The sequence below is a fragment of the Blastococcus sp. SYSU D00820 genome (genome assembly GCF_054050695.1).
Genome location: NZ_JBJGZW010000036.1, coordinates 18861 through 43759 on the forward strand (window position 1 = coordinate 18861; position 24899 = coordinate 43759).

At 75.0% G+C, this 24899-nt stretch carries 19 protein-coding genes; 6 read left to right on the forward strand and 13 right to left on the reverse strand.

What is annotated here, in order from left to right; translation table 11 throughout:
* The first annotated feature begins 53 nt into the window (after nt 1-53).
* Both ACI79R_RS23035 and ACI79R_RS23040 read left to right on the forward strand, forming a co-directional pair.
* Nucleotides 54-1664 carry an MDR family MFS transporter gene (locus tag ACI79R_RS23035; protein ID WP_456576016.1) on the forward strand — a complete coding sequence of 537 codons (1611 nt, stop codon included), beginning with the start codon at nt 54-56 and terminating at the stop codon, nt 1662-1664.
* Between the two features lie 43 nt (nt 1665-1707).
* A complete protein-coding gene (locus ACI79R_RS23040) occupies nt 1708-1899 on the forward strand; it encodes a hypothetical protein (RefSeq protein WP_456576017.1) in 192 nt (63 codons plus the stop codon).
* 4 nt (nt 1900-1903) lie between these two features.
* Here the strand turns inward: ACI79R_RS23040 and ACI79R_RS23045 are convergent, their stop codons facing one another.
* The 12 genes from ACI79R_RS23045 to ACI79R_RS23100 all read right to left on the reverse strand — a co-directional run bounded on the left by ACI79R_RS23045 (nt 1904) and on the right by ACI79R_RS23100 (nt 19680).
* Nucleotides 1904-2482 carry a DUF1349 domain-containing protein gene (locus ACI79R_RS23045; RefSeq protein WP_456576018.1) on the reverse strand — a complete coding sequence of 193 codons (579 nt, stop codon included), beginning with the start codon at nt 2480-2482 and terminating at the stop codon, nt 1904-1906.
* Complete coding sequence (locus tag ACI79R_RS23050; protein ID WP_456576019.1) at nt 2482-3261, reverse strand: SGNH/GDSL hydrolase family protein; 780 nt, start codon at nt 3259-3261, stop codon at nt 2482-2484. The genes ACI79R_RS23045 and ACI79R_RS23050 overlap by 1 nt, the downstream gene beginning before the upstream one ends.
* 2 nt (nt 3262-3263) lie before the next feature.
* On the reverse strand, nt 3264-4745 hold the full coding sequence (locus ACI79R_RS23055) for an amidase (protein WP_456576020.1): 1482 nt from the start codon (nt 4743-4745) through the stop codon (nt 3264-3266).
* A gap of 22 nt (nt 4746-4767) precedes the next feature.
* Nucleotides 4768-6306 (reverse strand): family 43 glycosylhydrolase, encoded by a 1539-nt coding sequence (locus tag ACI79R_RS23060; protein WP_456576021.1) that lies wholly within the window; start codon nt 6304-6306, stop codon nt 4768-4770.
* Nucleotides 6303-7793 (reverse strand): family 43 glycosylhydrolase, encoded by a 1491-nt coding sequence (locus tag ACI79R_RS23065; protein ID WP_456576022.1) that lies wholly within the window; start codon nt 7791-7793, stop codon nt 6303-6305. Before ACI79R_RS23065 ends, ACI79R_RS23060 begins: the two co-directional genes overlap by 4 nt.
* On the reverse strand, nt 7790-10429 hold the full coding sequence (locus tag ACI79R_RS23070) for a family 78 glycoside hydrolase catalytic domain (protein ID WP_456576023.1): 2640 nt from the start codon (nt 10427-10429) through the stop codon (nt 7790-7792). The genes ACI79R_RS23065 and ACI79R_RS23070 overlap by 4 nt, the downstream gene beginning before the upstream one ends.
* Nucleotides 10426-11349: an alpha/beta hydrolase fold domain-containing protein gene (locus ACI79R_RS23075; RefSeq protein ID WP_456576024.1), complete on the reverse strand. Its 924-nt coding sequence runs from the start codon at nt 11347-11349 to the stop codon at nt 10426-10428. The genes ACI79R_RS23070 and ACI79R_RS23075 overlap by 4 nt, the downstream gene beginning before the upstream one ends.
* Complete coding sequence (locus ACI79R_RS23080; RefSeq protein WP_456576025.1) at nt 11346-13997, reverse strand: family 78 glycoside hydrolase catalytic domain; 2652 nt, start codon at nt 13995-13997, stop codon at nt 11346-11348. Before ACI79R_RS23080 ends, ACI79R_RS23075 begins: the two co-directional genes overlap by 4 nt.
* A gap of 57 nt (nt 13998-14054) precedes the next feature.
* Nucleotides 14055-15074 carry an oligopeptide/dipeptide ABC transporter ATP-binding protein gene (locus ACI79R_RS23085; protein ID WP_456576026.1) on the reverse strand — a complete coding sequence of 340 codons (1020 nt, stop codon included), beginning with the start codon at nt 15072-15074 and terminating at the stop codon, nt 14055-14057.
* Nucleotides 15071-17107, reverse strand: a complete 2037-nt coding sequence (locus ACI79R_RS23090; protein WP_456576027.1) for a dipeptide/oligopeptide/nickel ABC transporter permease/ATP-binding protein — start codon at nt 17105-17107, stop codon at nt 15071-15073. Before ACI79R_RS23090 ends, ACI79R_RS23085 begins: the two co-directional genes overlap by 4 nt.
* Nucleotides 17104-18045, reverse strand: coding sequence for an ABC transporter permease (locus tag ACI79R_RS23095; RefSeq protein WP_456576028.1), 942 nt, complete (start codon nt 18043-18045; stop codon nt 17104-17106). Before ACI79R_RS23095 ends, ACI79R_RS23090 begins: the two co-directional genes overlap by 4 nt.
* A gap of 84 nt (nt 18046-18129) precedes the next feature.
* Entirely contained in the window at nt 18130-19680 is a 1551-nt protein-coding gene (locus tag ACI79R_RS23100) for an ABC transporter substrate-binding protein (protein WP_456576029.1), read from the reverse strand.
* Between the two features lie 186 nt (nt 19681-19866).
* Here ACI79R_RS23100 and ACI79R_RS23105 point away from each other — a divergent pair, with 186 nt between their 5' ends.
* The 4 genes from ACI79R_RS23105 to ACI79R_RS23120 all read left to right on the forward strand — a co-directional run bounded on the left by ACI79R_RS23105 (nt 19867) and on the right by ACI79R_RS23120 (nt 23192).
* Complete coding sequence (locus tag ACI79R_RS23105) at nt 19867-20691, forward strand: IclR family transcriptional regulator (protein WP_456576030.1); 825 nt, start codon at nt 19867-19869, stop codon at nt 20689-20691.
* Between the two features lie 175 nt (nt 20692-20866).
* Nucleotides 20867-21265 carry a hypothetical protein gene (locus ACI79R_RS23110; protein WP_456576031.1) on the forward strand — a complete coding sequence of 133 codons (399 nt, stop codon included), beginning with the start codon at nt 20867-20869 and terminating at the stop codon, nt 21263-21265.
* 2 nt (nt 21266-21267) lie between these two features.
* Complete coding sequence (locus tag ACI79R_RS23115) at nt 21268-22224, forward strand: alpha/beta hydrolase (RefSeq protein WP_456576032.1); 957 nt, start codon at nt 21268-21270, stop codon at nt 22222-22224.
* 11 nt (nt 22225-22235) lie between these two features.
* Nucleotides 22236-23192: an alpha/beta hydrolase gene (locus tag ACI79R_RS23120; RefSeq protein WP_456576033.1), complete on the forward strand. Its 957-nt coding sequence runs from the start codon at nt 22236-22238 to the stop codon at nt 23190-23192.
* 93 nt (nt 23193-23285) lie between these two features.
* Here the strand turns inward: ACI79R_RS23120 and ACI79R_RS23125 are convergent, their stop codons facing one another.
* Nucleotides 23286-24461 carry a DUF222 domain-containing protein gene (locus ACI79R_RS23125; protein ID WP_456576034.1) on the reverse strand — a complete coding sequence of 392 codons (1176 nt, stop codon included), beginning with the start codon at nt 24459-24461 and terminating at the stop codon, nt 23286-23288.
* Nucleotides 24462-24899 lie beyond the last annotated feature (438 nt).

Sequence of the window (24899 nt, forward strand, 5' to 3'; positions counted from 1 at the left end):
TCCCCCGGACCGTCCCCGACGGTCCGGCCCTCCGCATGTCCCCGAGGAGCTCCATGCCTGCCGCACCGCCCGCCACGACCCCCGTCGTGCTCACCCGGCGGCGGATCAACGTCATCTTCTCCGCGCTGCTGGCCGGCATGTTCGTCGCGGCGCTGGACCAGACGATCGTCTCGACGGCGATGCCGACCATCGTCGGCGACCTCGGCGGCGTCTCGCACATGGCGTGGGTGACCACGGCCTACCTGCTGGCGACCACCCTGGTCATGCCCGTCTACGGCAAGTTCGGCGACCTGTGGGGCCGGCGCACGCTGTTCCTCGTCGCGATCGCCCTGTTCACCGTCGCCAGCGTCGGGCTCGCGCTGTCGCCGGACTTCACCTGGTTCGTGATCTGGCGCGGCGTCCAGGGACTCGGCGGCGGCGGGCTGATGATCCTGTCGCAGGCGATCATCGCCGACATCGTCCCGGCCCGGGAGCGGGCGAGGTACATGGCGCCGATCGGCGCGCTGTTCGCGATCTCGTCGGTGGCCGGCCCGCTGGTCGGCGGCTTCCTCACCGACTCCCCCGCCCTGGGCTGGGAGTGGTGCTTCTGGATCAACCTGCCGGTCGGGCTCGCCGCGCTGGCCGTCGGCTGGTTCGCTCTCACGCTGCCCCGCCGGCGCAGCAGCGCGCCCATCGACTACGCGGGCATCGTGCTGCTGTCGGGCACCACCGCGGCGCTGGTGTTCGGCACCGAGGAGGCCGGCCGGGCCGGCTGGACCTCGGGCCTCGCCCTGGCGCTGCTCGGTGCGGTCGTCGTGCTCGGGACGGCGTTCGTGCTGGTCGAGCGGCGCGCTCCGGAGCCGATCATCCCGCTCTCCCTGTTCCGCAACGTCACCTTCGTGATGGCCACCGGCATCGGCGCCTGCGTCGGGCTCGGCATGATCACCGCGGTCTCGTTCCTGCCGACCTTCCTGCAGATGACCTCCGGCGCCTCCGCGGCGGTCTCCGGCCTGCTGATGACGCCGATGGTCGCCGGCATGGCGCTCGGCATCCACGGCTCCGCGCCGATCCTGGTGCGCACCGGCCGCTACAAGGTGTTCCCGATCGCCGGCGTGCTGCTCATCGCGGCGGCCCTGACCTGGATGACCACGCTCGCGGGCGGCACCCCCATGTGGGCGGTCGGCTGCATGATCTTCCTGGTCGGCCTCGGCATGGGGCTGGTCATGCAGAACGTCGTCCTGGCGGCGCAGAACGCCGTCTCCCCGCACGTGCTGGGAGCGGCCACGGCCACCAACAACTACGCCCGCGAGGCGTCGATCAGCGTCGGTGTCGCCGTCTTCGGCTCGCTGTTCACCAGCCGGCTGGCCGCCGGGCTCGCCGACGCGCTCGCCGCGCACCCGGACCAGGCCGCCGCGGCCGGCATCGCCGGCCCGGACAGCGTGGTGCCGTCGACGGTCCAGCGGGCGGCCGAGCCGCTGCAGACGGCGATCGTCGACGCCTACGCCGGCTCGCTGGCGCCGATCTTCGGCTACCTGCTGCCGATCATGGCGGTCGGCCTGGTGTTCGCCCTCCTGCTCAAGGAGGTGCCGCTGTCGGAGGTGTCGGGGATGGTGGCCCGCGGCGAGGCGGTCGCCGACCCGGGCAGCACGTCGTCCGACGAGCGGCCGGTGGCCCAGCCGGCCTGACCCCGGCGCATCCGCGCGCGGTGCCCGGCGCGAAGTCCCGGGCGTGTTCGTCCTCGCCGCGGCCGTGCCGGGGCTGCTGGTGGTCGTCGTCGGCTACGTGGTCGGCCGCGGCCTCTGGACGGCGCTCGCCGGCGACGGCGGCGCCGAGCCCGCCGGCTGGTGCACCGGGGTGCTGCTGCTGGCCGTCACCGTGGTCGTGCTGCTGCGTCGGTACCGGAGGCGCAGGCGGCGCTGAATGGTCAGTGCAGCGACCGGTCGGCGGGCCCGGTGGCCCAGCGGTGGAAGCGGACGACCAGCCCGGCCCGGGTCGGGGCGCAGCAGTACGGCCCGGCCGCGACCGGCACGCCCTCCGGGAACGGCGCCACCCGCACCAGCCGGAACGGCTCGTCGTCCACCCGCGCCCGGACGGTCACCGCGTCGCCGGCCCGGCTGGCCCGCACCGTGACCGTCCGGCCGGCCCACTCCGGCACCGGGGCGACCGACCAGTCCGAGCGGCCGAGGGTGACCACCGCGCCGAGCTGCGGCACGCCGTCGGAGACCTCGACGCCGGTCTTGAGCCAGGTCTCCGGGCCCGCCCGCAGCACCAGTCCCGCCTGGTCGAACTGCCGGTCGTAGCCGACCTCGAAGGCGACCTCCACCGCCCCGGCGTCGGGTAGCGGGGCGAGCAGCGCGTGCGCGTCGTCGTGCACGAACCCGTACGCGGTGTGCCGCCAGGCGTCGCTGCCCTCGGCGGCGGTGACCAGCAGATCGGCACCGTCGGCCCTCGCGGCGACCGGCGGCACGGTCCAGCTGCCGGCGGCCCAGGGGACGGCGTCCATCAGCGGGTCAGGTGCGCGACGAGCGCGTCGGCGACGGCCGCCATGCCGGCGGCGTTCGGGTGGTAGGGCGCGAGCCCGCCGCGGGCCAGGTCGCCGAACACCCAGCCGGTCACCCACGGCTGCGCCGACCCGACGGCGTGACCACGGCTGATCGCCGAGGCGCGCAGCAGCTCCGCGCCGGCGCCGTCCGCTGCCTCCGCGGTGGCCGCCTCCAGCCGCCGGCCGACGTCGGCGCAGAACGCCCGGTCCTCCTCGCTCATCGGGAAGGCCGGCGTCGCGTCGTCCGGGACGACGGTCAGGTAGTCGACCAGCACGATCCGCGCCCGCGGCGCCCGCTCCCGGACGGCGGTCACCAGGCCGGCCAGCCGCGCCGGCAGCGCGGCCAGGGCGGGGAGCACCGCGGCCTGGTCGACCGGCGTCCCGAAGAACGCGCCGGAGCCGGCCGGGGCGCCGGCGGGGTCGGCGCGGTACGAGCAGCGCAGCAGGGTGAGCAGGTACTCGACGTCGTTGCCGCCCACGGTGACGGTGACCAGGTCGGCGTCGCCGGTCACCGCGTCGAGCTGCGGGGGCACGGTGCCACCGGCCATCAGCGCCTGCGGCCGGGTCAGGACGTCGTCGATGGTCGCGCCCCCGGAGCTGACGTCGACCAGGGCGTACCCCAGGCGTTCGGCGACCAGGTGCGCGTAGTTGCGCGCCGACCGGCCGCAGCGCGGCTCGACCAGCGGCTCGATGCCGGGGCCGGCGGCGAAGGAGCTGCCGAGGGCGACCGCACGGGGCACGGTCAGCTGATCCCCGGCCGCCGGTCGGCCCACGGCGCGGCGAGCTCCAGCTGGCGGCCCAGCCGCAGCAGCAGCTCCTCCGAGCCCAGCCGGCCGAGGAACTGCACGCCCATCGGCAGGCCGTCGGGCGTCCAGTGCAGCGGCAGGCTGATGGCGGGCCGGCCGGTGACATTGGCCAGCTGGGTGTAGGGCACCCAGCCGAGGTTGCTGTCGACGATCTGGTCGACCAGCCCGGTCAGCTTCATGACCCGGGTGGTGCGGGTGCGCAGGAGGGCCTCGCTGGCCAGCCGCAGGGGCGCGGGGGTGTCGAGGGCGCCGATGCGGATCGGCGGCTCGCCGAGCGTCGGCGTCAGCAGCAGGTCGTGGGTGGCGTGCAGCCGGGCCAGCCCGGCGATGTGCTCGCGGCGCCGCTCGTCGGCGGCCTGCAGCTCGACGCCGCTGACCGCGCGGCCGAGCGCGGCCATCACCCGGGTGTCGACCTCGAAGTCGCGGTCGCGGCAGCCGGTCAGCCGCTGGATCCGGTCGATCTCGATCGCCTGGTGCACGAACCAGATGGTGAGGAAGTCGCGGGCCAGCTGGGCGTCGTCGTGCGGCGGATCGACCTCCTCGACCTGGTGGCCGAGGTCGGTGAGCAGGGCCGCGGCGGACTCCACGGCGCGGACCGCCTCGGGGTGCGCCGTGCCCCGGATCGCCGAGTACGTCGTGTAGCCGATGCGCAGCCGGCCCGGCGGCCGGTCGAGCCCGGCGGTGAGCGGCACCTCGGGCAGGGCGGGGGCGAAGGGGCTCATGGCCTCGGGCCCGGCGAGCAGGTCGAGCATCACGGCGGTGTCGCGGACGGTGCGGGAGACGACGCCGGTCGTGGCCAGCCCGTTGAGCGGCTCGCTCTCCACCGGCCCGGCCGGCACCAGCCCGCGGCCGGCCTTGAGGCCCACCAGGCCGGTGCACGCCGCCGGGATGCGGATCGAGCCGCCGCCGTCACTGGCCGCCGCGACCGGCACGATCCGCGCCGCCACGGCCGCCGCCGCCCCGCCGGACGAGCCACCGGGGGTGCGGTCGCGGTCCCACGGGTTGCGGGTCGGCCCGAACGCCTCGGGCTCGGTCACGCCCTTGGACCCGAACTCCGGGGTGGCCGTCTTGCCGAAGACGACCAGCCCGGCGTCCAGCCAGCGCTGCACCACCGTGCTGGTGTGCTCGGCCGGGCGCCCGGCCAGCGAGCGGCTGCCGGCCGAGGTCGGGATACCGGCGATGTCCTGGTGGAGGTCCTTGAGCAGGAAGGGGACGCCGGCGAACGGGCCGGTCAGCTCGCCGGCCACCTGCTGCTCGGCGTAGTCGTCCAGCCGCAGGCAGATGGCGTTCAGCTGGGGGTCCAGCCGGTCGGCGCGGGCACGCGCCAGCTCCAGCAGCTCCGCGGCGGTGACCTCGCCGGCCCGGACGGCCGCGGCCAGCCCGAGCCCGTCGTGCTCCGTGTACTCCGACTCCTGCACCGGGGGAACCTATCCGGTCGGATCAGCCGACCGACTGCCCGCCGACCCCGGAGACGTCGACCGTCCCCCCGGCCGCGCCGGTGGCGAAGACGCCGAGCCGGACGCTGCCGAACCCGGGTGCGTGCGAGGCGTCGAGCAGCCGCGCCGCGCCCGAGCCGACGCCGACGGTCCCGGCGGCGGTCGTGGCCCCGAACCGGTACTCGGCCCCGTCGCAGGCGATCGTCAGGGTCACCGGCCCGTCCCCCGGCAGGGCCACGGCGGTCTCCGCGACGAGGTCGGCGGCCCGGCGGCGGAGGGTCACCCGGCGCCCCCGGTCGTCGGAGGTGACGGCCAGGTCGTAGTGGTGCTCGGAACCCGTGTAGGCGGTGACCCCGGCCGCGGTGGCCGGCGGCAGCCGGTCGATCGTCGCGGTGAACGTCGCCGAGTGCTCGGTCTGCCGCAGGAAGACGGCGCTCACCGCGCCCTCGTCGTCCAACCGCGCGGGCGTGACCGGCAGCTGCACGCGGCCGACCGCGGCGTCGACCGTCAGCCCGGCGACCGGGAAGTGGCGGGTGCTCCAGCCGGCCAGCCACGGGGCGTCCCCGCGCTCCCGGCCGGGCGACCGCGGGAGGCCGGGTGCCGGCATCTCCAGCTCGACCGTGCCGCCGTTGCCGATCACCGGCCAGCCGTCCCGCCACTCGACCGGCGCCAGGAACGTCTCGCGGCCGAGCAGGTCGGGGCCGCCCAGCCGGTCGGCCCGGGTGGCCAGGAACAGCGCCCACCAGCGTCCGTCGGGGGCCTGCACCAGCTCGGCGTGGCCGGTGCACTGGATGGGGTGCAGCATCCGGTGCCGGTGGGTCAGCACCGGGTTCGTCGGTGCCGGCTCGAACGGGCCCCAGGGCGAGGAGCTGCGGGCCACCGTCTGCATGTGGCCCCTCTCGGTCCCGCCCTCCGCGGCGAACAGGTAGTACGTGTCGCCGACCTGGTAGAGGTGCGGACCCTCGATGTCGTTCGAGCAGAAGCCGGTGACGCCCTCGGTGATGGGGCGGGGCGCCGCAGCGAGCCGGCCGGTGGAGGGATCGACCTCGGCCTGCACGATCGGGCCGAGGCCGGTGGCGGCGTTCGCGAGGTCGAACGAGCGGCGGGTGTAGTAGCAGGTGCCGTCGGCGAACAGCAGCGACGGGTCGAACGCCTGCCCGTCGACCCAGGCGGCGTCGGACCACTCCCCCGCCGGGTCGGTCGTGGAGACGATGAAGTTGCCGACGTTCCCCCCGCGCCGCCCCAGCGCCGGATCGAGGGGCGCGGTGTTGGTGCACGCGACGTAGAAGGTGCCCTCGGAGTACCGCAGTGTCGGGGCGTACAGCACGAACGCGCCGTCCCCGCCTCCCGGGCGGAACTGCTCCGGCCGGGTGACGGCGTGACCGATCAGCTCCCAGTGCACCAGGTCCGTGGAGTGGTGGATCGGGATGCCGGGCCAGAAGTCGAAGGTGCTCGTCGCCAGGAAGAAGTCGTCGCCCACCCGGCAGACCGACGGGTCCGGCGACACGCCACGGACGACGGGGTTTGTGAAGGTCCCTGTCATGCGCTCTCCTCATTGGTGCCTGTGTAGACGAACGACCGCACCAGCAGCGTCCCCCGGGCGCACCAGACGCCGCCGAGCCGGCCGGTCATGCCGCCGGCGACCTCGGTGGACACGTACCGGCCGTCGAGCCGGCCGAGCTCCACGACCGTCCCGTCGCGGGCCACCAGCCCGGCGGCCAGCACGTCGGGCGCCAGCGCGGTCGAGGAGAAGTGCCCCTCACCGGGCAGCGTCCGGATCTCCAGGACGACGTCCGTCCCGGGCTCGACCGGCGCCTCGCCGAGCACCGAGCGGAACGGCCCCACCGAGGCGACCGCGCGCACCCGGTCCCCGGCCACCTCGAGGTCGAGGTGGTGCCGGGCGTCCATCCGCAGCGACAGCCCGCCGGCGGCGCCGTCGGCCACCGCGACGGTGGCGCGGAACCGGGCGGACAGGTGCTCCTGCCGGCGGCCGGCGAAGGCGAGGTCCTCGCTGCCGGGATCCGGGTCGGTGGCGGTCAGCCGCCAGCCGCCGTCGGCGCGGGTGAGCAGCTCGGCCGGAAACCGCCGCGGCGCCACCCAGGAGGCGGGCAGCGCGTCGCCGGAGAGCTCGTCGGCCTCGACGCGGACGTCGGGCGGGGTCAGCCACTCCCCCACCCGCGGCCAGCCGTCGGCCCACTCGACCTCGGCGGCGAAGGTCTCGCGGCCGAGGACGTGGAACTCGGGGCTGGCGCCGCGCGGCCGCACGCCGTGGAACACGACCGCCCAGCTGCCGTCGGGCCGCTGCACCAGGTCGGCGTGCCCGGTGTTCTGCACCGGCGAGTCGGTGCCCCGCGCGGTGAGCAGCGGGTTGGCCGGGCACGCCTCGAACGGCCCGGCCAGCGACGGCCCCCGGGCGACGGTCACCGCGTGCCCGCGCTCGGTGCCGCCCTCGGCGATCAGCAGGTACCAGAGGTCGCCGACCCGGTAGAGGTGCGGCCCCTCAGGGAACTTGCCCCCTGTGCCCTGCCAGAGCGGCCGCCGTCCGGTGAGCGCCGCGCCGGTGACCGGGTCGACCGCCTGCTGCACCAGCCCGGCCGGCCCGCCCGCGCCGAAGCCGGCGTAGCTGACGAGCAGCGTGCCGTCGTCGTCCCAGGCGAGGTCGGGGTCGATGCCCCGCACGTCGGGCATCCGCACCGGCTCCGACCACGCGCCCAGCGGGTCCTCGGCGGTGACCAGCACCTGCCACCCGCCGTCGGCGAGGTTGGTGGTCACCAGCCAGAACCGGCCGTCGTGCCAGCGCAGGGTGGGCGCGGTGATGCCGCCGGAGCCCGGCGCCGCCGACACGTCGAGCTGGGACGGCCGGGCCAGCACCGAGCCGACCTGCTCCCAGGAGAGCAGGTCGGCCGAGCGGTACAGCGGCACGCCGGGGGCGTACTCGAAGCTCGAGTGCACCATCCAGTACGTGTCGCCGACCCGGACCACGCTGGGGTCGGGGTGGAAGCCGGGGACGACGGGGCGGCGGGGGCTCACTCCGCGTGCGCGTCCGGGTCGAAGAACAGCGCCGGCTTCTCGACCGGCGCCGGCACCGCGTACTCCCGGGTGAAGGAGTGCCGGCCGGAGCCGACCTCGACCGGCGCGCTGCCGTCGGGCAGCACCACCTCGGCGGTCGTGTTCGGCGGCACGGTGACGTCGAGGGTCAGCGTGCTCCCCTCGACCGACCAGGCCACGGCGGCGGCACCGTACGGCGTCTCGTGCGTCGCCTCCGCCGAGGTGATGCCCGGGCCCGGCTGCGGGGCGAACCGCAGCCGGCGGTAGCCCGGCGCGGCCGGCGCGATGCCCGCGACCGTGCGGTGCAGCCAGTCGGCGACCGCGCCGAGCGCGTAGTGGTTGAACGACGTCATGTCACCGGGGTTGATGCTCCCGTCGGGGAGCATGGAGTCCCAGCGCTCCCAGATCGTCGTCGCGCCCATGGTGACCGGGTACAGCCACGACGGGTGCTCCCGCTGGAGCAGCAGCTCGTAGGCACTCGGCAGCTCACCGGCGTGCGTGAGCGCGTCGGTGACCAGCGGCGTGCCGAGGAAGCCGCTGGCGATGTGCCAGCCGTCCTTCAGCACCTGCTCGGCCAGCAGCCGGCCGGCGTGCACCCGCTGGGCCTCGGTGAGCAGGTCGAACTCCAGCGCCATCGCGTAGGCCGTCTGCGACGGGAAGGCCACCCGGCCGTTCGGGGTGACGTACTCGGCGCGGAACCGCTCCGCAGCCCGCTCGCCGAGCTCGGCGAACCGGGCCCCGTCCCGGCCGAGCACTCCGGCCGCCGCGGCGACCGTCCGGGCCGACCGGGCCAGGTAGGCGGTGGCCACGCACTGCCAGGGGGTGCGCGCCGCGGCCGGGTTGTCCGGCGGCGCGGCGGTGTCCAGCCAGTCGCCGAAGGAGAAGCCGCCCTCGGGGAAGTCCAGGTCGGCGCCGGCGCGGCCGGCGAAGGCGTCGATCCAGGCGACCATCGACTCCCACTGGTCGGCCAGCATGCCGGCGTCGCCGGTGCGCTGGTACAGCACCCACGGGACGACGACGGCCGCGTCGCCCCAGCCCACCTCCGGCTGCTGCGGGAACGGCAGCAGCGGCAGGAACGGCACGTACATCGGCACCACGCCGTCGTGGTCGCGCAGCTGCTCCTCGGCGAGGTCGGTCAGCCAGGAGCGCAGCATCCCGGCGGTGTCGTAGAGGAACGACGCCGTGGGGCTGAAGACCTGCAGGTCGCCGGTCCAGCCCAGCCGCTCGTCGCGCTGCGGGCAGTCGGTCGGGACATCGAGGAAGTTGCCCCGCATGCCCCAGACCACGTTCTCATGCAGCCGGGTGACGTCGGGGTCGGAGCAGGCAAAGCTGCCGGTGCGGCGCAGGTCGGTGTGCAGGACGACGGCCGCGAGGTCCTCGGCGCGCAGCTCGCCCGGCCAGCCGGAGACCTCCGCGTAGCGGAAGCCGTGGAAGGTGAACCGCGGCTCCCAGGTGCGGGGGCCGGCGCCGTCGAGCACGACGACGTCGGTCGCGTCGGCGCTGCGCAGCGGGCGGGTGCCCAGCTCGCCGCCCTCGAGCACCTCGGCGTGTCGGAGGGTGATCTCGGTGCCGGCCGGGGCGTCGGGCAGGGCCAGCCGGATCCGGCCGACCAGGTTCTGGCCGAAGTCGACCAGCACCTTCCCCGACGGCGAGGTGGTGATCGCCTGCACCGGCAGGGTCTGGGTGCGGCGCACCGGCGGGCCGGTGGGGGCGACGAGGACGGCCGGGTCCAGCTCGCCGAGCTCGACCGGGGTCCACGCGCCGTCGTCGAAGCCGGGCGCCGACCAGCCGGGCCGCTCGCAGCGCAGGTCGGCCGTCTCGCCCTTGTAGAGGCCCGAGCGGGTGATCGGACCGGCGGTGGTGGACCGCCAGCCCTCGTCGGTGGTGAGCACGGTGCGGGTGCCGTCGGGGTGCTCGACCTCGAGCTGGAAGAACAGTCCGGTGCGGTCGCCGTAGAACGCCTTCTTCCCGGTGAAGCCGAGGGAGCCGCGGTACCAGCCGTCGGCCAGCTGCGCGCCGAGGACGTTGGCGCCCTGGCGGAGCAGGGCGGTGACGTCGTGCGTGCGGTAGCGCAGCCGGTGCCGGTAGCTGGTCCAGCCCGGAGCCAGCACCTCGTCGCCGACCGTCGCGCCGTTGACCTCGGCCTCGAACACGCCGTGCGCGGTGGCGTACAGCCGGGCGCGGGCGACCGGCTTGTCCAGCGTGAACTCGCGGCGCAGCAGCGCCACCGGCTCGGCGACGTCGTCCGGGAGCACCGGCTGCACGAGCCGCGCCGTCCAGTCGGCCGGCGAGAGGAGCCCCGCCTCGACGACGGTCTCCTCGCTCCAGGCCGACGGCTCGGCGGCGTCGACGCCCCAGACGCGCACGCGCACCGACCGGCGCTCGCGGCTGGCCAGCGCAGGCGCGCCCCAGGGCACGAGCACCGACTCGGCGGAGTCGACCCGGCTCGACGACCAGGCCGGCCCCTCCTCCGGCGCGATCTCCAGCTCGTAGGCCCCCTGCCGCCAGCCGGGCTGCTCGGTGCGGGTTCCCCACGACAGCCGCGGGGCGGGCTCGCCGATGCCGAACGGCTCGCGGTGGTGCTCGACGGTGACGGGCGGGACGGTCAGGTCGCTCATCGGGGCTGCTCCAGGAGGGTGTCGGCGAGGTAGCGCACCGAGCGGTCGACGATCCCGTCGACGTCGTTGAAGTCAAGCCAGACGTGTCCGGCGCCCTCGATCGGCACCAGCTCGACCTGCGCGCCGGCGGCGGTCATGGCCGCGGCCAGCTGCTCGCTCTGGGCGAAGGGCACCAGCCAGTCGGCGGTGCCGTGGACCAGCAGGAACGGCGGCGAGTCGGCGCGCACGTGGTTCACCGGGCTGGCGTCGGCGAGCGTGGCGCCGGTGAGCCCGCGGAGCAGGTGGTCCTCCGGCGGCACCCGCATCTCCTCGGGCAGCAACGGGGCGATCTGCGGCGGCGGCGGCATCCGCGGCATGGTCTCCAGATCGGCCAGGCCGTACCAGTCGACGACGACGTCCACCGCGCTGGACGGGCCGACGACGCCGTGGCCGCCCTCGAGATCGTCGCGGGAGCCGGTCAGGCCCAGCAGCGCCGCGAGGTGCCCGCCGGCCGACTCGCCCCACGCGCCGATGCGGGTGGTGTCGACGCCGAGGTCGCCCGCGAAGTGCCGCAGGTAGCGGACCGCGGCCTTGACGTCGTGCAGCTGCGCGGGGAACGGCGCCTCGAGCGCGTGCCGGTAGTCGACCGTGGCTACCGCCAGCCCGGCCGCCAGCAGCGCGTCGAAGACCTGGTTCTCCCGGAGCGTCTCGGGCAGGTGGCGGCGGTCGCCCATCATGAACGCCCCGCCGTGCACCCAGACCACCAGCGGGGCGGGCTGCTCGGTCGCGGGCACCCACACGTCCAGCTGCAGCGGCCGGTAGCCGAAGGCCACGGCGTAGGTGACGCCGGAGAAGTGGCGCGCGCCGTCCGCGCGCCAGGTGGCCGGGGGCGGGGGCAGGAACCGGGCCGGGCCGATCCACTCGGTCGTCGTCGCGGTCATCGGGGGCGCTCCGCACTGGTCGTGTAAGAGTGCTCGCCGGGGCCGGCGGTCGCGGTCGTGCCGTCGGGCAACACCACCTCGGCCCGGGTCCCGGCCGGGACGACGACGCGCAGGTCGAACCGGTCGCCGGCGCGCCGCCAGGCCACCTCGATCGTGCCGTGCGGTGACTCGTGCGCCGTCTCGGTCCAGGTGAGGCCGCCTCCCGGGCGGGGCCGGACCCGGAACCGGCGGTACGCGGGGTCGACCGGTTCCAGCCCCGCGGTGTAACGGTGGAGGAACGAGACGACCGCGCCTTTCGAGTAGTGGTTGAGCGACTCGGACGGGACGCCGTCGGCGTCGACGCCGTTCCACCGCTCCCACACGGTCGTGGCGCCCCGGTCGACCATGACCAGCCACGAGGGCTCGGTGTCCTGCAGCAGCAGCTCGTAGGCGACGTCGAGGTGCCCCGTGTCGGCGAGCACCGGCAGCAGGTACGGGGTGGCGAGGAAGCCGGTGCCCAGATGGGTGTCGGCCTTGCGGACCAGCTCGACCAGCCGGTCGGCGACCACCGGCCGCAGCGCCGCCGGCACCAGGTCGAAGGCCAGCGCCCGCACGTGGTTGGCCTGGGAGTCGGGGGTGAGCGAGCCGTCGGCGCCCAGATACTCCGCCTGCCAGGCCGCGCGTACCCGGCCGGCCAGCTCGCCGTACCGAGCGGCGTCGTAGTCCCGGCCGAGCAGCCGGGCGATCCGGGCCATCAGCCCGGCGCTGTGCGCGAAGTACGCGGTGGCGACGTCCCCCTTGTCGGCCGCGACGAAGGCACCGAAGTCACCCACGTCTTCTCCGGGCACCAGCCACTCGCCCCAGTGGAAGCCGGTGTCCCACAGGTAGGCCTCGTGCGGCGCCGGGTCCGGGCGAGCGGCTGCGCGCGCCGGGTGCCGGTCCTCGCGAGCGATCCGCTCGACCCGGTCCAGCCAGCGGACCATCGTCGGCCACAGCTCGGCCAGCACGCCGGTGTCGCCATAGGCGCGGTACAACTCCCACGGCACGATCACCGCGGCGTCGCCCCAGCCGGCCGAGCCGTTGAGGAAGGCGACCGGGCTCTCCCGGCCCTCGGAGCGCGAGGTGGGGCTGATGTTGGCAACGGTCCCGTCGGGCCACTGGTCGGCTGCGACGTCGCGCAGCCACTTGGTGGAGAAACCGGCCACGTCGTACAGATAGGCCGCGGTCGGCACGTACAGCTGCCAGTCCCCGGTCCAGCCGGCGCGCTCCCGGTGCGGGCAGTCGGTGGGCACGTCGCAGGCGTTGTCGCGCAGGCTCCAGACCGCCGCCTCGTGGAACCGGTTGATCCGCTCGTCGCTGCAGGCGAACCAGCCGGTGCGGCGCAGGTCGGTGTGCACCACGACCCCGCGGACGTCGTCGGGCGTGAGGTCGGCCGGGTGGCCCTCGATCCGCACGTACCGGAAGCCGTGAGTGGTGCGGCGCGGCTCGAAGACGTCGCCGGGCACCCCGGCGGAGACCACGGTGTCGACCTGCCCGGCCGGCAGCGGCTCGGGGAGGAAGGGCACCGCCGGGCGCAGGTGGTCGGTGGTGACGTCGCCGTCGGGGCCCAGCCACTCGCCGTGGGTCAGCGTGACCGTCGTCCCGGCCGGGCCGAGGTCGGTCAGCCGCACCCAGCCGTTGATGTTCTGGCCCAGGTCCACGACCTGACGATCGACGTCCAGGCGGGTGACCGAGACCGGGACGATCGTCTCCACCCGGCGCACGGGCGGCGCCGGCGAGTCCACCAGCCCGGCGAAGCCGTGCTGCACCACATGCACGGCCTCCCAGCCGGCGTCGTCGAAGCCGGGGGCGTCCCAGCCACCTGGGCGGGCACGCAGGTCCCAGGTCTCCCCCGCGATGAGGTCGGCGGCGGTGACGTGCCCGGTCGAGCTGCGCCAGTCCGGCCCGGTGCCAAGCACCGTGACGCTGCCGTCGTCGTGCGTCAGATGCAGCTGGGCGAGGAAGGCGATCCGGTCGCCCCACTGGTCGGCGGCGCGCGTGATGCCGATCTGGCCCCGGAACCAGCCGTCGGCGAGGACCACGGCGAGCGCGTGCCGGCCCTCCCCCCGGCCCACCGCCACGTCGTGCGTCTGCACCTGCAGGCGTGCGTCGTACTGGGTCGAGCCGGGGGTCAGCTCAGCGTCGCCGACGCGTGTGCCGTCGAGGAACGCCTCGTACAGGCCTTGGGCGGTCGCGTGCAGCCGGGCGGACACCACCGGCCGGACCACGTCGAACTCGACCCGCAGCAGCGCGGCCGCCCGCTGCCCCGCCGGGCCGGCGGGCATGCGGCCGGGCTCGACCCAGTCGGCGTCCCAGTCCTCGGCGTGCAGCAGACCCGTCTCGAACCAGCCCGCCGCCGAGGCAGGGCTCTCACCCAGCGCGGTGCGCACTCGCACGCGCCACTCGACCCGCTCGCCCGAGCCGAGTTCCGGGCCGCCGTAGGGCACCAGGAGATGCTCGTCGGTGTCGACCCAGCCGGTGTCCCAGCCGTTGTCGGCGGTGATCCGGTAGGCGTGCTGCTCCCCGGCCCCGTCCGGCAGCCGCCAGGAGAGCCGGGGCGCCGGCACTCGGATGCCGAGCGGCTGGTCGAGGTGCTCCACCCGCAGCGAGTGCGGTGCGGACGAGGGCATGGGTCTCCTAAGGAACTGCGGTGGGACGGACGCGGCCGCGGCGCTGGGCCCGCGGACTCAGCGGAGCGCAGGCACGCGCTCGGCGTGGTGACAGGCGGTCAGCGTGCCCTCGACCGGCCGCAGCGGTGGGCGCTCGGCGGAACAGATGTCGGTGGCCAGCGGGCAGCGCGGCACGAACGGGCACCCCACGGTGGCCGGCTGGGCCGCGCCCGCGGTCCCGAACCCGCGCGCCTCGCGCGCCTGCCGGCGGGCGGCCTGCTCCGCCGGCCGCGGTACGGGGGCCGCGGCCGTCAGCGCCACCGTGTATGGGTGGCGGGGTGCCTGCGTGACCGCCTCCACGGGACCGGTCTCCATCACCTGACCGCGGTACAGGACGACGGCGCGCTGCGCCAGGAACCGGACGACGCCGAGGTCGTGCGCGATGAACAGGAACGCCAAGCCGTGCTGGTCGCGCAGGTCGGCCAGCAGGTTGAGCACCTGGGCCTGGGTGGACAGGTCCAGCGCCGACACCGGCTCGTCGAGGACGACGACCTTTGGGTCGCAGACCAGCGCGCGGGCGATGGCAATGCGCTGCCGCTGGCCGCCGGAGAACTGCGCCGGGTACCGGTCGACCACGTCGCCGGGCAGGCCCACCGACTCCAGGCCGCGGCGGGCCCGCTGCAGGGCCTCCTCGCCCTTCACGCCCAGCAGCCGCAGCGGCTCGACGAGGGTCTGGCCGATGGTCCGCGCCGGGTTGAGCGAGGAGTACGGGTCCTGGAACACCACCCGCAGGTCGGCGGCGAGCCGGCTGCGCTGCTTGAGCGGCATCGAGGTGATGTCCTGCCCGTGCAGCCGCACGGTGCCGGCGGTCGGTGGCTGCAGTCCGAGCACGGCCTTGCCGATCGTCGACTTGCCCGACCCGGACTCGCCGACCAGGCCGACGGTCTCGCCGGGCGCGATGTCGAAGCTGACCCGGTCGATCGCCGGCGGCGCGGACCGCGCCCTGCGGCCCGCGCCGTAGCGGACGACCAGGTCGCGGATCTCCAGCGCCGGCGTCGCGGTGGACGCGACGGGGGCGGCGGGCGCGGGGGCGCTCATGCGGACACTCCAGCGGTCGGGGTGGTCTGGTCGGCGGGGGCGATCACCTCGGCGCCGGGGCGGGTCTCGGCCCCGATCGACTCGGCGTCCCACGAGGCGTGCGCCCGGGTGAGCTCCTCCACCCGGATGCACAGAACGTCCCCGCCGCCGTGCGCCGGCTGCGCCGGGAAGGGCGACGTGCACTTCTCCTGCACGAACTGGCAGCGGCTGGCGAAGCGGCAGCCCGACGGCCACGAGCCGGGCGGCGGGACGGTGCCGGGGATGGACGCCAGCCGCTCGGGCACGGCCTCGCCCTCGGGCACGTGGGGGTTCGCGCCGAGCAGCGCCATCGTGTACGGGTGCGCTGGGGCGTCGAGGACGGCGGTGGCGGACCCGGATTCGACAACCGTGCCGGCGTACATCACCGCGACGTCGTCGCAGATGTCGGCGACGACACCCAGGTCGTGGCTCACCAGGACGACAGAGAGTCCAGTGTCGCGGACCAGCGCCCGCAGCAGGCTGAGGATCTCGGCCTGCACGGTGACGTCGAGGGCGGTGGTCGGCTCGTCAGCGACGAGCAGGCCGGGCTGCCCGGTCAGCGCCAGCGCGATGCACACGCGCTGCGCCATGCCGCCGGACAGCTGGTGGGGGTAGCTCCTCAGCACCCGCTCGGCGTCGACGATGCCGACGTTGCGCAGCAGGTCGGCCGCGATGGTGCGCGCCTCGCCTCGTCCCACGCCCCGGAACCGGCGGATGGGGCCGGTCAGCTGCGAGGCGACGGTGAACATCGGGTCCAGAGCCACCATCGGCTCCTGGGAGATCAGCGCGATCTCCCGGCCGCGGACGCGGGCCAGCTCGTGCTCGGGCAGGCCGGCCAGCTCTCTCCCCTGCCAGCGGATCGACCCGCCGGAGACGGACACGCCGTCGGGCAGCAGCCCCATGAGCGAGCGGGCGGTCATCGTCTTACCGCAGCCCGACTCGCCCACCAGGCCGAGCACCCGGCCCGGCTGCAGCGAGAAGGACACCCCAGTGACCAGGTCAGGGCCGTCGTCCACGGACACGTCCAGGTCGCGCACCTCCAGGACGGCGGTGGGGTCTGCCGCCGGCCCGTCGGTCGCTGCGGCGACCGCCCGCCGCAGCGGCGTCTGACGGCGGCGGCTTCGCACGCGGCCGGCGTGCTGTGCCTTGCCGGCAATGGCGTCGGCGAGCTCGTTGGCGGCCACCACGGTGAGCGCGAGCACGAGACCGGTGGGCACCATGAGCCACGGGTCGGTGTAGATGTAGCCGGACGCGTCCTGGATCATGAAGCCCCAGCTCGGTTCCGGCTCGCCCGGGCCGAAGCCGAGGAAGGCCAGGCCGGCGACGACCAGCAGGCCGATGCCGAACAGCTGGGCGGCCTGAACCGCGACCACCGTCGCCATGGACGGCAGCACGTGCACCAGGTTGACGCGAAGCGAGCCCAGGCCGTTGACCCGGGCGGCGTCGACGTAGAGCCGCTGCCGGACCGACTGGGCCACTCCGAGCAACACGCGGTAGACGGCGGCCGAGATGAGCACGCCCATGATCGCCATGACCGGGTAGAGCCGGTTGCCGATGACGCCGATGACGGCGAGCAGCAAGATGGTCGCGGGCAGCGCGAGGAACACCTCGGTGCCCCGGCTGATCGCCCGCTCGACCCGGCGGCCCCGCTCGGCGGCGACCAGCGCGAGCGGCAGGCCGATGCCGAAGGCGACCAGCAGCATCAGCGCTGACGCCAGCAGCGGCAGCGAGCCGGCCGTGAAGATGCGGCTCAGCAGGTCCCGGCCGAGCGGGTCCGTACCCAGCCAGTGGTCGGCCGAGGGCAGCGCCAGCCGGTTCGCCGTGTCTTGCTCGGTCACCTCGTAGGGCCGCCACAGCGGCGCGGTGAGCGAGCCGACGACGACCAGGACGAGCCAGGTGGCCCCGAACACCCCGCCGGGGCGGCGCAGGAAGCCGGGCAGGCCGCGACGGCGCCGGGCCGCGGGGATGGGCTCGGTGGCGACCTCGTCGGCCGCGTCGAGGGGCAGAACACTCACGACGTACGCACCTTCGGGTCCAGCGCCGCGACCAGCAGGTCCAGCAGCAAGTTGGTGACGACCACGACCACCGTGGCGACGACGACGACGCCGACGAGAGCCGGGAAGTCGCTCGACACGGCGGCAGACTGGCTGGCCTGGCCGAGACCCGGCAGCGCGAACAAGTTCTCGATGATCACCGAGCCGCCGAACAGCGCGATGAACTGGATTCCCAGCACGGACACGACCGGCACGCTGGCGTACCGCAGGGCGTGCACGTAGCGGATCCGCCACTGCGGTGTCCCCATCGCCCGGAGGGTGCGGATGTGCTCCTGAGCGAGGGCCTCGCGCATGCCGGCCGCAGCGGTGCGGGCGACGATCGCGGCGCCGCCGATGGCCAGGGTCAGCACCGGGATGGCGATGCTGTTCAACCACCCGACCGGGTCGGTGCCGAACTCGGTGTAGCCGGTTGCCGGGAACCAGCCCAGCTGCAACGACAGCACGTAGACGAAGAGGACGCCGACCCAGAAGGCCGGCAGGGACAGCGCCACACCGCTGCCGGTGGTGATCGCCCGCCCGGTCCGCCCGCCGCGCACTGCGGCGGCGACGCCGAGCAGCACGCCGACGACCCCGGAGAGGAGCGTCGCGAGCACTGCGATGGACGCGGTGACGGGCAGCCGGTCGGCGAGGTCGGCGGCGATGTCGCGGCGGTCGACCAGCGACGTCCCGAGGTCGCCGCGAACCAGGTCGCCGAGGTAGTCGAAGAACTGGACGACCAGCGGGCGATTCCAGCCCAGCGCCTCGTTCTCCGCGGCGACCTGCGCCTCTGTGGCGCCCGGACCGAGGCGAACCGCGCCGGGCGTGCTTTCCCCGGCGTGGACCAGCAGGAAGGTGATCAGCACCGCGGCCAGCACCGTGCCGACCGCGAGGGCGAGTCGCCGTGCGACATAGCCGAGCATCCGGGTTCCCGTCTGAGGAGGGGTTCGGGGAGGAGGGCCGGTGGCCGCGGGAGCACCCGCGGCCACCGGCCGCTCAGAAGTGGGTCAGCTCGCCGGCTGGATCGCCGAGAGGACCAGGTAGTTGTTCTCGCCGGCGTAGACCGGCTCGCTCACCGACTCGGCGTTGTACCCGGTGTAGGTGAAGCTCTCGTACACCGGGATGTACCAGGCGTTCTCGGTGATCGCACGGTTCAGGTCGGTCAGCGCCTGCTCCTGGGCGTCACCGGTCGCACCGAGCGCCGCGCCGAGCGCGGCCTCGATCTCCGGCTCCGTGGCTCCCTGCATGTTCATGAAGCCGCCGTAGAGCACGCCGGCGATGAAGCCCGCGGGCTGGGCGCCTACCGCGAAGGGGCCCCAGATCGCCGGGTCCGTGCGGACAGCGGCGAAGACCTGGTCGGTCGAGGTGGCGATCACGAACTCCATCGTGATCCCGACCTCGGCCAGCTGGCTCTGGATGACGACCTGGTCCTCGTCCGGCTGGCCGAGCACCGTCTGCGTAAAGCTGAAGCCGTCGGGGAAGCCCGCCTCGGCAAGCAGCTCCCGGGCGCGCTCCGGGTCGTACGCGTACTCGTCGTCCAGCGCCTCGTCGAAGCCGGGCGCGGACTCGGGGAACAGCTGCGAGGTCGGCCGGTCACCGGGGTGCAGGTCCTCCACCAGCGACTCGCGGTCGATGGCGTAGGAGATCGCCAGCCGGGCGGCCTCGCTGCCGAATGCGGGGTTGCTCGCACCGGTCTTGTCCGTCACAGGGAAGCCGACGATCGTGCCGCCGACGCTGACGGTGCTCTGCCGCTGCTCGACCAGGTCGATCACGCTCGGGTCGAGGATCGTCGCGACGTCGGTCTCGCCGGAGACGACGGCGTTGGCCAGCGCCTGCGGGTCGGTGATCACGTCGAAGACGATCGTGTCGTAGGTCCACTCGTCGGCGGCCCATGCCTCGTCGTTCTTGACGACCGTGTAGCTACTGGCGCGGGTCGTCTCGTCCGCGTCGAGCGTGTAGGGGCCGGAACCGTCCGGCGTGGTCTCCAGCGAGTCCGGGTCGGCCAGGCCCGCGGGACCGATGATGATGCCGGCGGTGTCGACGAGGTTGTTCTCCGGCTGCGCCTGCGGCTGGGCCCAAGTGATGACGACGGTCTGCGGGTCCTGCACGGTCACGTCGGTGATCTCGCTGGCACCGCCCGGCGCCAGCGCACCGTAGGCCTCCAGGTCCTCCTCGCTGCGCCGGTCGAGGTTGGCCTTGACCACCTCGGCGGTGAGCGGCGAGCCGTCGGTGAACGTGACGCCCTCGCGCAGGCTGAGCGTCGTCTGCGTGTTGTCCGCGTTGTTCGAGAATTCGGTCACCAGGCTCGGCTCGATGGCGCCGTCCGTAGCCGTGACGAACAGGGCGTCATACAGCGCCGCGAAGAACGTGAACTGGCCCTGCGAGTAGAGCAGCGGGTCGTAGCCGGTGGGTGCCGCGTCCGCGTCGAAGGCCACGGTGAGCGTGCCCTCCTCGCTCGAGGAGGCCGCGCCACCGCCAGCGCCGCCGCATGCGGCGAGCGACGCGACGGTGGCCGCGGCGACCGCTGCGCCGAGGGCCCTCGTCCTGAATCGATTCATGCTGTCCTGGCCTCTCATCCTCGACAGATCGAGGGGTCACGGACGGCCGGTTGTCGGCCGTGCGGGCGCCGTCGCCCGGCTGACAGCCACCATGCGGACGTGCACCGTGTGGCGTCAGGCACAATGCCGACCAATGGAAAGCAACTGTGGTGGGTGCCTCAACCGTTACGAATGGATGACCATCGGGTGATCGAGGACCCGAGCGCGGCGCCGCGGGTCCGCGGTCGCCGTCCTCCGCAGGGCGCACCGGTGATCGACCGGGCGCTCGCGTTGCTGGCCGCTTTCGACGCCACGCACACCTCCCTCTCCCTCGGCGAGCTCGCAAGGCGCAGCGAGATCCCGACCAGTTCCGCATTGCGGCTGGCCTCCCGGCTGGTCGCGTGGGGCGCCCTCGAGCGCGGCACCGACGGCCGGTTCACGGTCGGCCTGCGCCTCTGGCAGGTCGCCTCACTCGCCCCCCGCGGGCAGGGGCTGCGCCAGGTCGCGATGCCGTACATGGGCGACCTCGAGGAGGTCACCCGGCAGCACGTGCTCCTCGCCGTCCGGGACGGCGGCGACGCGGTCTTGGTCGAGCGGCTGTCATCGCACGCCGCCATCCCGGTGCTGTACCAGGTCGGCGGCCGGCTGCCGCTGCACTCCACCGGGGTCGGGCTGGTCCTGCTGGCCTTCGCCGAAGCCGGGGTCCAGGAGGAGTACATGTCCCGGCCCCTGGTGCACGAGCCGGAGCGGGTGCCGGTGTCCTCGGCAGCACTGCGCCGGACGCTGGCCGACGTCCGCCGCGACGGGCTGGCCACCGTCCGACGGCGGGTGCCGCAGCCGCTGGTCGCGGTGGCCGCGCCGGTCTTCGACGCGACCGACACCGTGGCCGCGTCGGTGTCGGTCGTCGTGCCGCAGGAGCGGGCCGACACCCGGGTGCTCGGCCCGGCGCTGCGCACGGCCGCCCGGGCCATCTCCCGCGACCTCGGCGCCCGCCGGTCGCTCGGCCAGGGCGGCGGGCCACCCCTGCGCTGACCCATCCGGGGAGGGGTCTTCCGGTGAATGGCACGGCCCTGGCGCGGCACCCCCGTCGGTCGGCCATCCTCCCCGGGCGCTCGTGACGGGCGGCAGACCGACGTCCACGCCCGGATCCGCCATTCGCGCGCGAACGGCCCTGCCGCGGGCCGCTGACCACCGAGGAGGAGGCCGCGTGTCCCGGACCGAGCCGTCGATCGTCCTGCTCGCCAACCGGCCGCCGCGACCGGGGCACTCCCCCGTCCTGCCGCTGCCGGCGGGGCTGCGCCTGTACGCGGAGGGGATCGACCCCGCGCTCGTCCGCCGGCACGCCGCGGTCGCCCGCCGGCCCTCCGACGCCGACGTCGCCGTCGTCCGCACGCCCGGCAGCGCGGCCGGTGTGCCGGCCGTCGTCCTGGTCGACCGTCCGGCCGACGTGCCCGGCGCGGCCGCCGTCCTGCTGACCGCGGGCGCGGCCGACGACGCCGTCCTCGACGTGCTCTTCGGCGCAGCCCGGCCGGCGGAGCAGTCCCCCGTCGCCCCGCACGACAACTGGCGGCCCCGCCGCCTGGCCATGTCCGTCCCGGAGGAGTGAACGTGCCGATCGACCCGTCCCTGTCCGCCCGCCTTGCCCTGCTCGAGGGCATCGAGTCCATCGAGGCCGGCCTCGCCGACCCGGCGCTGCGTCCCCGCCTCGACGAGTTCATGGGCATGCGCGACGCCCCGCCGCCACCGGACGTCGCGATCTCCGACGCCGAGGCGCCCGGCCCGCACGGCCCGGTGCGGGTGCGGGTGTACCGGCCGCACGGGGACGGCGACGGCCGGCCCGCCCTGGTGTGGATGCACGGCGGCGCCTTCCGCGGCGGCGCGCTGGAGATGCCCGAGGGCGACTGGACCGCCCGCCAGGTGGCCGCGCGGGCCGGCGCGGTCGTGGTGAGCGTCGACTACCGGCTGTGCGTCGGCGGCGTCAGCTACCCGGTGCCGCACGACGACGTCGTCGCCGCCGTGCGCTGGGTGCGCGACTCCGCCGCGGACCTCGGCATCGACCCGGCACGGATCTCGGTCGGCGGCGCGAGCGCGGGCGGCAACCTCGCCGCGGGGGCGGCGCTGCGGCTGCGCGACGACGACTGCTGGCTGCCCGCCGCCCTGCTGCTGGCCTACACGACCGTGCACCCGGTGCCGCCGCCGGCGACCGGGGCCCTCGCGGCCGACCTCGCACAGCTCCCCCGGCTGCTGCGCTTCCTGCCCCAGGACACCGCCGACATCACCGCCAACTACCTCGGCGGGCCGCTGAGCACCGCCGACGGCTACGCGATGCCGGGCCTGGGCGTGCTCGACGGGCTCTGCCCGGTGCTGGTGCTCAACGCCGAGCACGACGACCTGCGCACCTCCGGCGAGGCGTTCACCGCCCAGCTGGCCCGCGCCGGGGTCGACGTCCGCCAGGTGCTGGTGCCGGGCACCCTGCACGGCTTCCTCAACCAGCCGCCCACCGTCGCCGCCGTCGACCGGGCGCTCGGCCTGATGGCGGCCACCGTCGCCGAGCCCACCGCCTGACGGACGCCCGCATGCCCCTGCACCCCGAGATCGCCGAGCGGCTGCACCTGCTCGACGGCATCGCCAACTGGTTCGACGCCCAGTCCGACCCCGGGAAGCTGGCCCGCCTCCAGGAGTACGGCCGCTGGCCGGAGCAGCCCCGGACCGACGTCGAGGTCTCCGACGACCGGGCGCCCGGCCCGCACGGCGAGGTGCCGGTGCGCGTCTACCGGCCGGAGGGCGGCCCGGCCGGGCCGCGCCCGGCGCTGGTGTGGATGCACGGCGGCGCGTTCCTCGGCGGCGACCTCGACATGCGCGAGGCCGACGGGGTGGCCCGCGAGGTCGCCGTCCGCGCCGGTGCGGTGGTCGTGAGCGTCGACTACCGGCTGGCGCAGGGCGAGATCTGCTACCCGGTCCCCCACGACGACGTCGTCGCCGCGATCCGCTGGGTGCGCCACGGCGCGGCGGACCTGGGCATCGACCCGGAGCGGATCACCGTGGGCGGCGCCAGCGCCGGCGGGAACCTCGCCACCGGGGCGACGCTGCGGCTGCGCGACGACGACGGTTGGCTGCCCGCGGCGCTGCTCCTGGCGTACTCGACGGTGCACGCCGTCGTGCCGGAGCCCGGCGCGCCCCTGGCGGCGCTGCTGGCGGAGCTGCCGCCGATGCTGCGCTTCTTCCCGGACGACCGCCTGTTCATCACGCGCAACTACGTCGGCGGGCCGGAGAGCCGGGCCGATGGGTACGCGATGCCGGCCAACGCCGCCGTCGACGGGCTGTGCCCGGTGGTGCTCCTCAACGCCGAGTACGACGACCTGCGGCCCTCCAGCGAGGCGTTCGCCGGGCAGCTGGCCGTCGCCGGCGTCGACGTCCGCCAGGTCGTCGTCCGGACGATGGCGCACGGATTCCTCGACCTGCCGGCCCGGCTCGAGCCGGTGGGCGCGGGGCTGGACCTGATGGCGGGAGTCGTCGCCGCTCCGGGCGCCTGAGCATCTGGTCGCGCGCACGCACGTGCTCCGCCCAGATGGCATGCCGGTGCCGCCGTCCGCGCGGGGCGCGGCGGCGGGCAGCCGGGGGCCGGGTCAGGCGGCGGTGGCGCGCAGCGGTGCGGGGGTCAGGATCTCGCTGCCGTCGGGGCGCCAGGTACGCCATCGGCCCTCGGCTTGCCGTTCGACGCGGAAGCCGGAGTGGACCTTGGTGTGGTGCCGCTCGCAGAGCAGCGCGGAGTTCTCCAAGGAGGTCGCGCCGCCGTCGATCCAGTGCACGAGATGGTGGACGTCGCACCAGTGGGTCGGGGCGGTGCAGCCGGCGAACACGCATGCCCCGTCCCACGCTTCGACCGCCCGCCGCAGGTGCGGGGGCACGACGCGGGCGGTCCTGCCGACGTCCAGCGGCTGACCGTCGGGGCCCATCACGAGGCGGGTGATCTCGCCGTCGCAGGCCAGCCAGCGGGCGCGGGCGGCGGAGATGGCGGCGCCGAACCCCATCCGCCCGGCGCCGCGGCCGACGTCGGTGGAGGCGAGGTCGGACAGCGGGATGGTGGCCAGCACCTGGGGCTTGCGGGTGCGCAGGATCGGCAGGTTGCCGGCGGCGAGGGTGTTGTCCAGGGCCTGGACGAGGGCGTCGGCCTGCCGCTGGGCGCGGGTGCGGGTGTCGTCGGCGGGCCGGTCGGCCTGGGAATGGGCCTCGATCGCGGTCTGCAGCTTCTCCCCGCCGACGGCGTCCAGCGTGCCGGAGAAGGTGACGGTGTCATCGGCATTGCGGTGGATGGTCAGCGACCGCCGCTCGGTCGGATCGGGCTCGGGGCCGTCGGGATCCAAGTTGTCGACGTACTTCTTCACCACCTGGACCAGGCTCTCGACGGGCTGCTCGATCGCCACCTGGGTGAGCACCGCGTCGATCACCGCCAGATCCACGCCCTGCGCCGCCGCGGCCACGAGCCGGGCCGGGGTCACCGCGTCGGCCGCGAGGTGCACCTGCTGCGCGTTGACCAACCCGGCCGCGAACGCCTCCGCGAGAGCCGGCAGGTGTTCCAGCGCGCGGCCGTTGCGCACCAGCCGCAGCACCTCCGCTCCCGCCATCCGGCAGTGGCCCTTCAGCCACGACGCCATCGCCTTCAGCCCGTCGCGCTCGGCCGCCTGGGCCAGGTCCGCCGCCCGCACCTGAGCGGTCAGCTCGGCGTCGCGCCGGTTGCGCTCGGCGACACCGGCAGCGATCGCGTCGAGAACATCGCCCCCCGGATCAACTGTCGAACGCATGTTCGAAGACTATCGGCCAACAGGGTGCTGCGCAAGATGAACGCGCAGGTCAGCGCCCGTATTGGCACCACCCCTCGACCCGTGCCCCCCGCCCGGAACTCACCGCCGAGGAGAGGCGAACGCCGCCGAGTGAGCAGCACCGGAGATCGACACGGCGCGCGTCCATCGCCCTCGCGCGCCCCCCGTCCAGGGACACTGCACGGGCACCGGCGAGACCCCCCGTCTCGACCGCCGAGCGACCAGAAGCGCGATTCCGGCTGCTACCTGCGGGGCGCTCCTAGCGCAGCAGGCCGGTGACCAGGCCGAGCGCGAGCACGCCGGTCACGGCCGCGAGCAGCGCGGTGCCGGCGACCACCGCGCCGGCACCGGGCCGGCCGACGGCGTATCGGCGGCCCGCGAGGTACAAAAACGCAGCGGCGGGCGAACCGCCCAGCAACC

Coding starts and splice junctions, on each gene's coding strand:
- ACI79R_RS23035 (WP_456576016.1), top strand. CDS start 54: ATGCCTGCCGCACCGCCCGCCACGACCCCCGTCGTGCTCACCCGGCGG.
- ACI79R_RS23045 (WP_456576018.1), bottom strand. CDS start 2,482: ATGGACGCCGTCCCCTGGGCCGCCGGCAGCTGGACCGTGCCGCCGGTC.
- ACI79R_RS23060 (WP_456576021.1), bottom strand. CDS start 6,306: ATGACAGGGACCTTCACAAACCCCGTCGTCCGTGGCGTGTCGCCGGAC.
- ACI79R_RS23070 (WP_456576023.1), bottom strand. CDS start 10,429: ATGAGCGACCTGACCGTCCCGCCCGTCACCGTCGAGCACCACCGCGAG.
- ACI79R_RS23075 (WP_456576024.1), bottom strand. CDS start 11,349: ATGACCGCGACGACGACCGAGTGGATCGGCCCGGCCCGGTTCCTGCCC.
- ACI79R_RS23080 (WP_456576025.1), bottom strand. CDS start 13,997: ATGCCCTCGTCCGCACCGCACTCGCTGCGGGTGGAGCACCTCGACCAG.
- ACI79R_RS23085 (WP_456576026.1), bottom strand. CDS start 15,074: ATGAGCGCCCCCGCGCCCGCCGCCCCCGTCGCGTCCACCGCGACGCCG.
- ACI79R_RS23095 (WP_456576028.1), bottom strand. CDS start 18,045: ATGCTCGGCTATGTCGCACGGCGACTCGCCCTCGCGGTCGGCACGGTG.
- ACI79R_RS23100 (WP_456576029.1), bottom strand. CDS start 19,680: ATGAATCGATTCAGGACGAGGGCCCTCGGCGCAGCGGTCGCCGCGGCC.
- ACI79R_RS23120 (WP_456576033.1), top strand. CDS start 22,236: ATGCCCCTGCACCCCGAGATCGCCGAGCGGCTGCACCTGCTCGACGGC.
- ACI79R_RS23125 (WP_456576034.1), bottom strand. CDS start 24,461: ATGCGTTCGACAGTTGATCCGGGGGGCGATGTTCTCGACGCGATCGCT.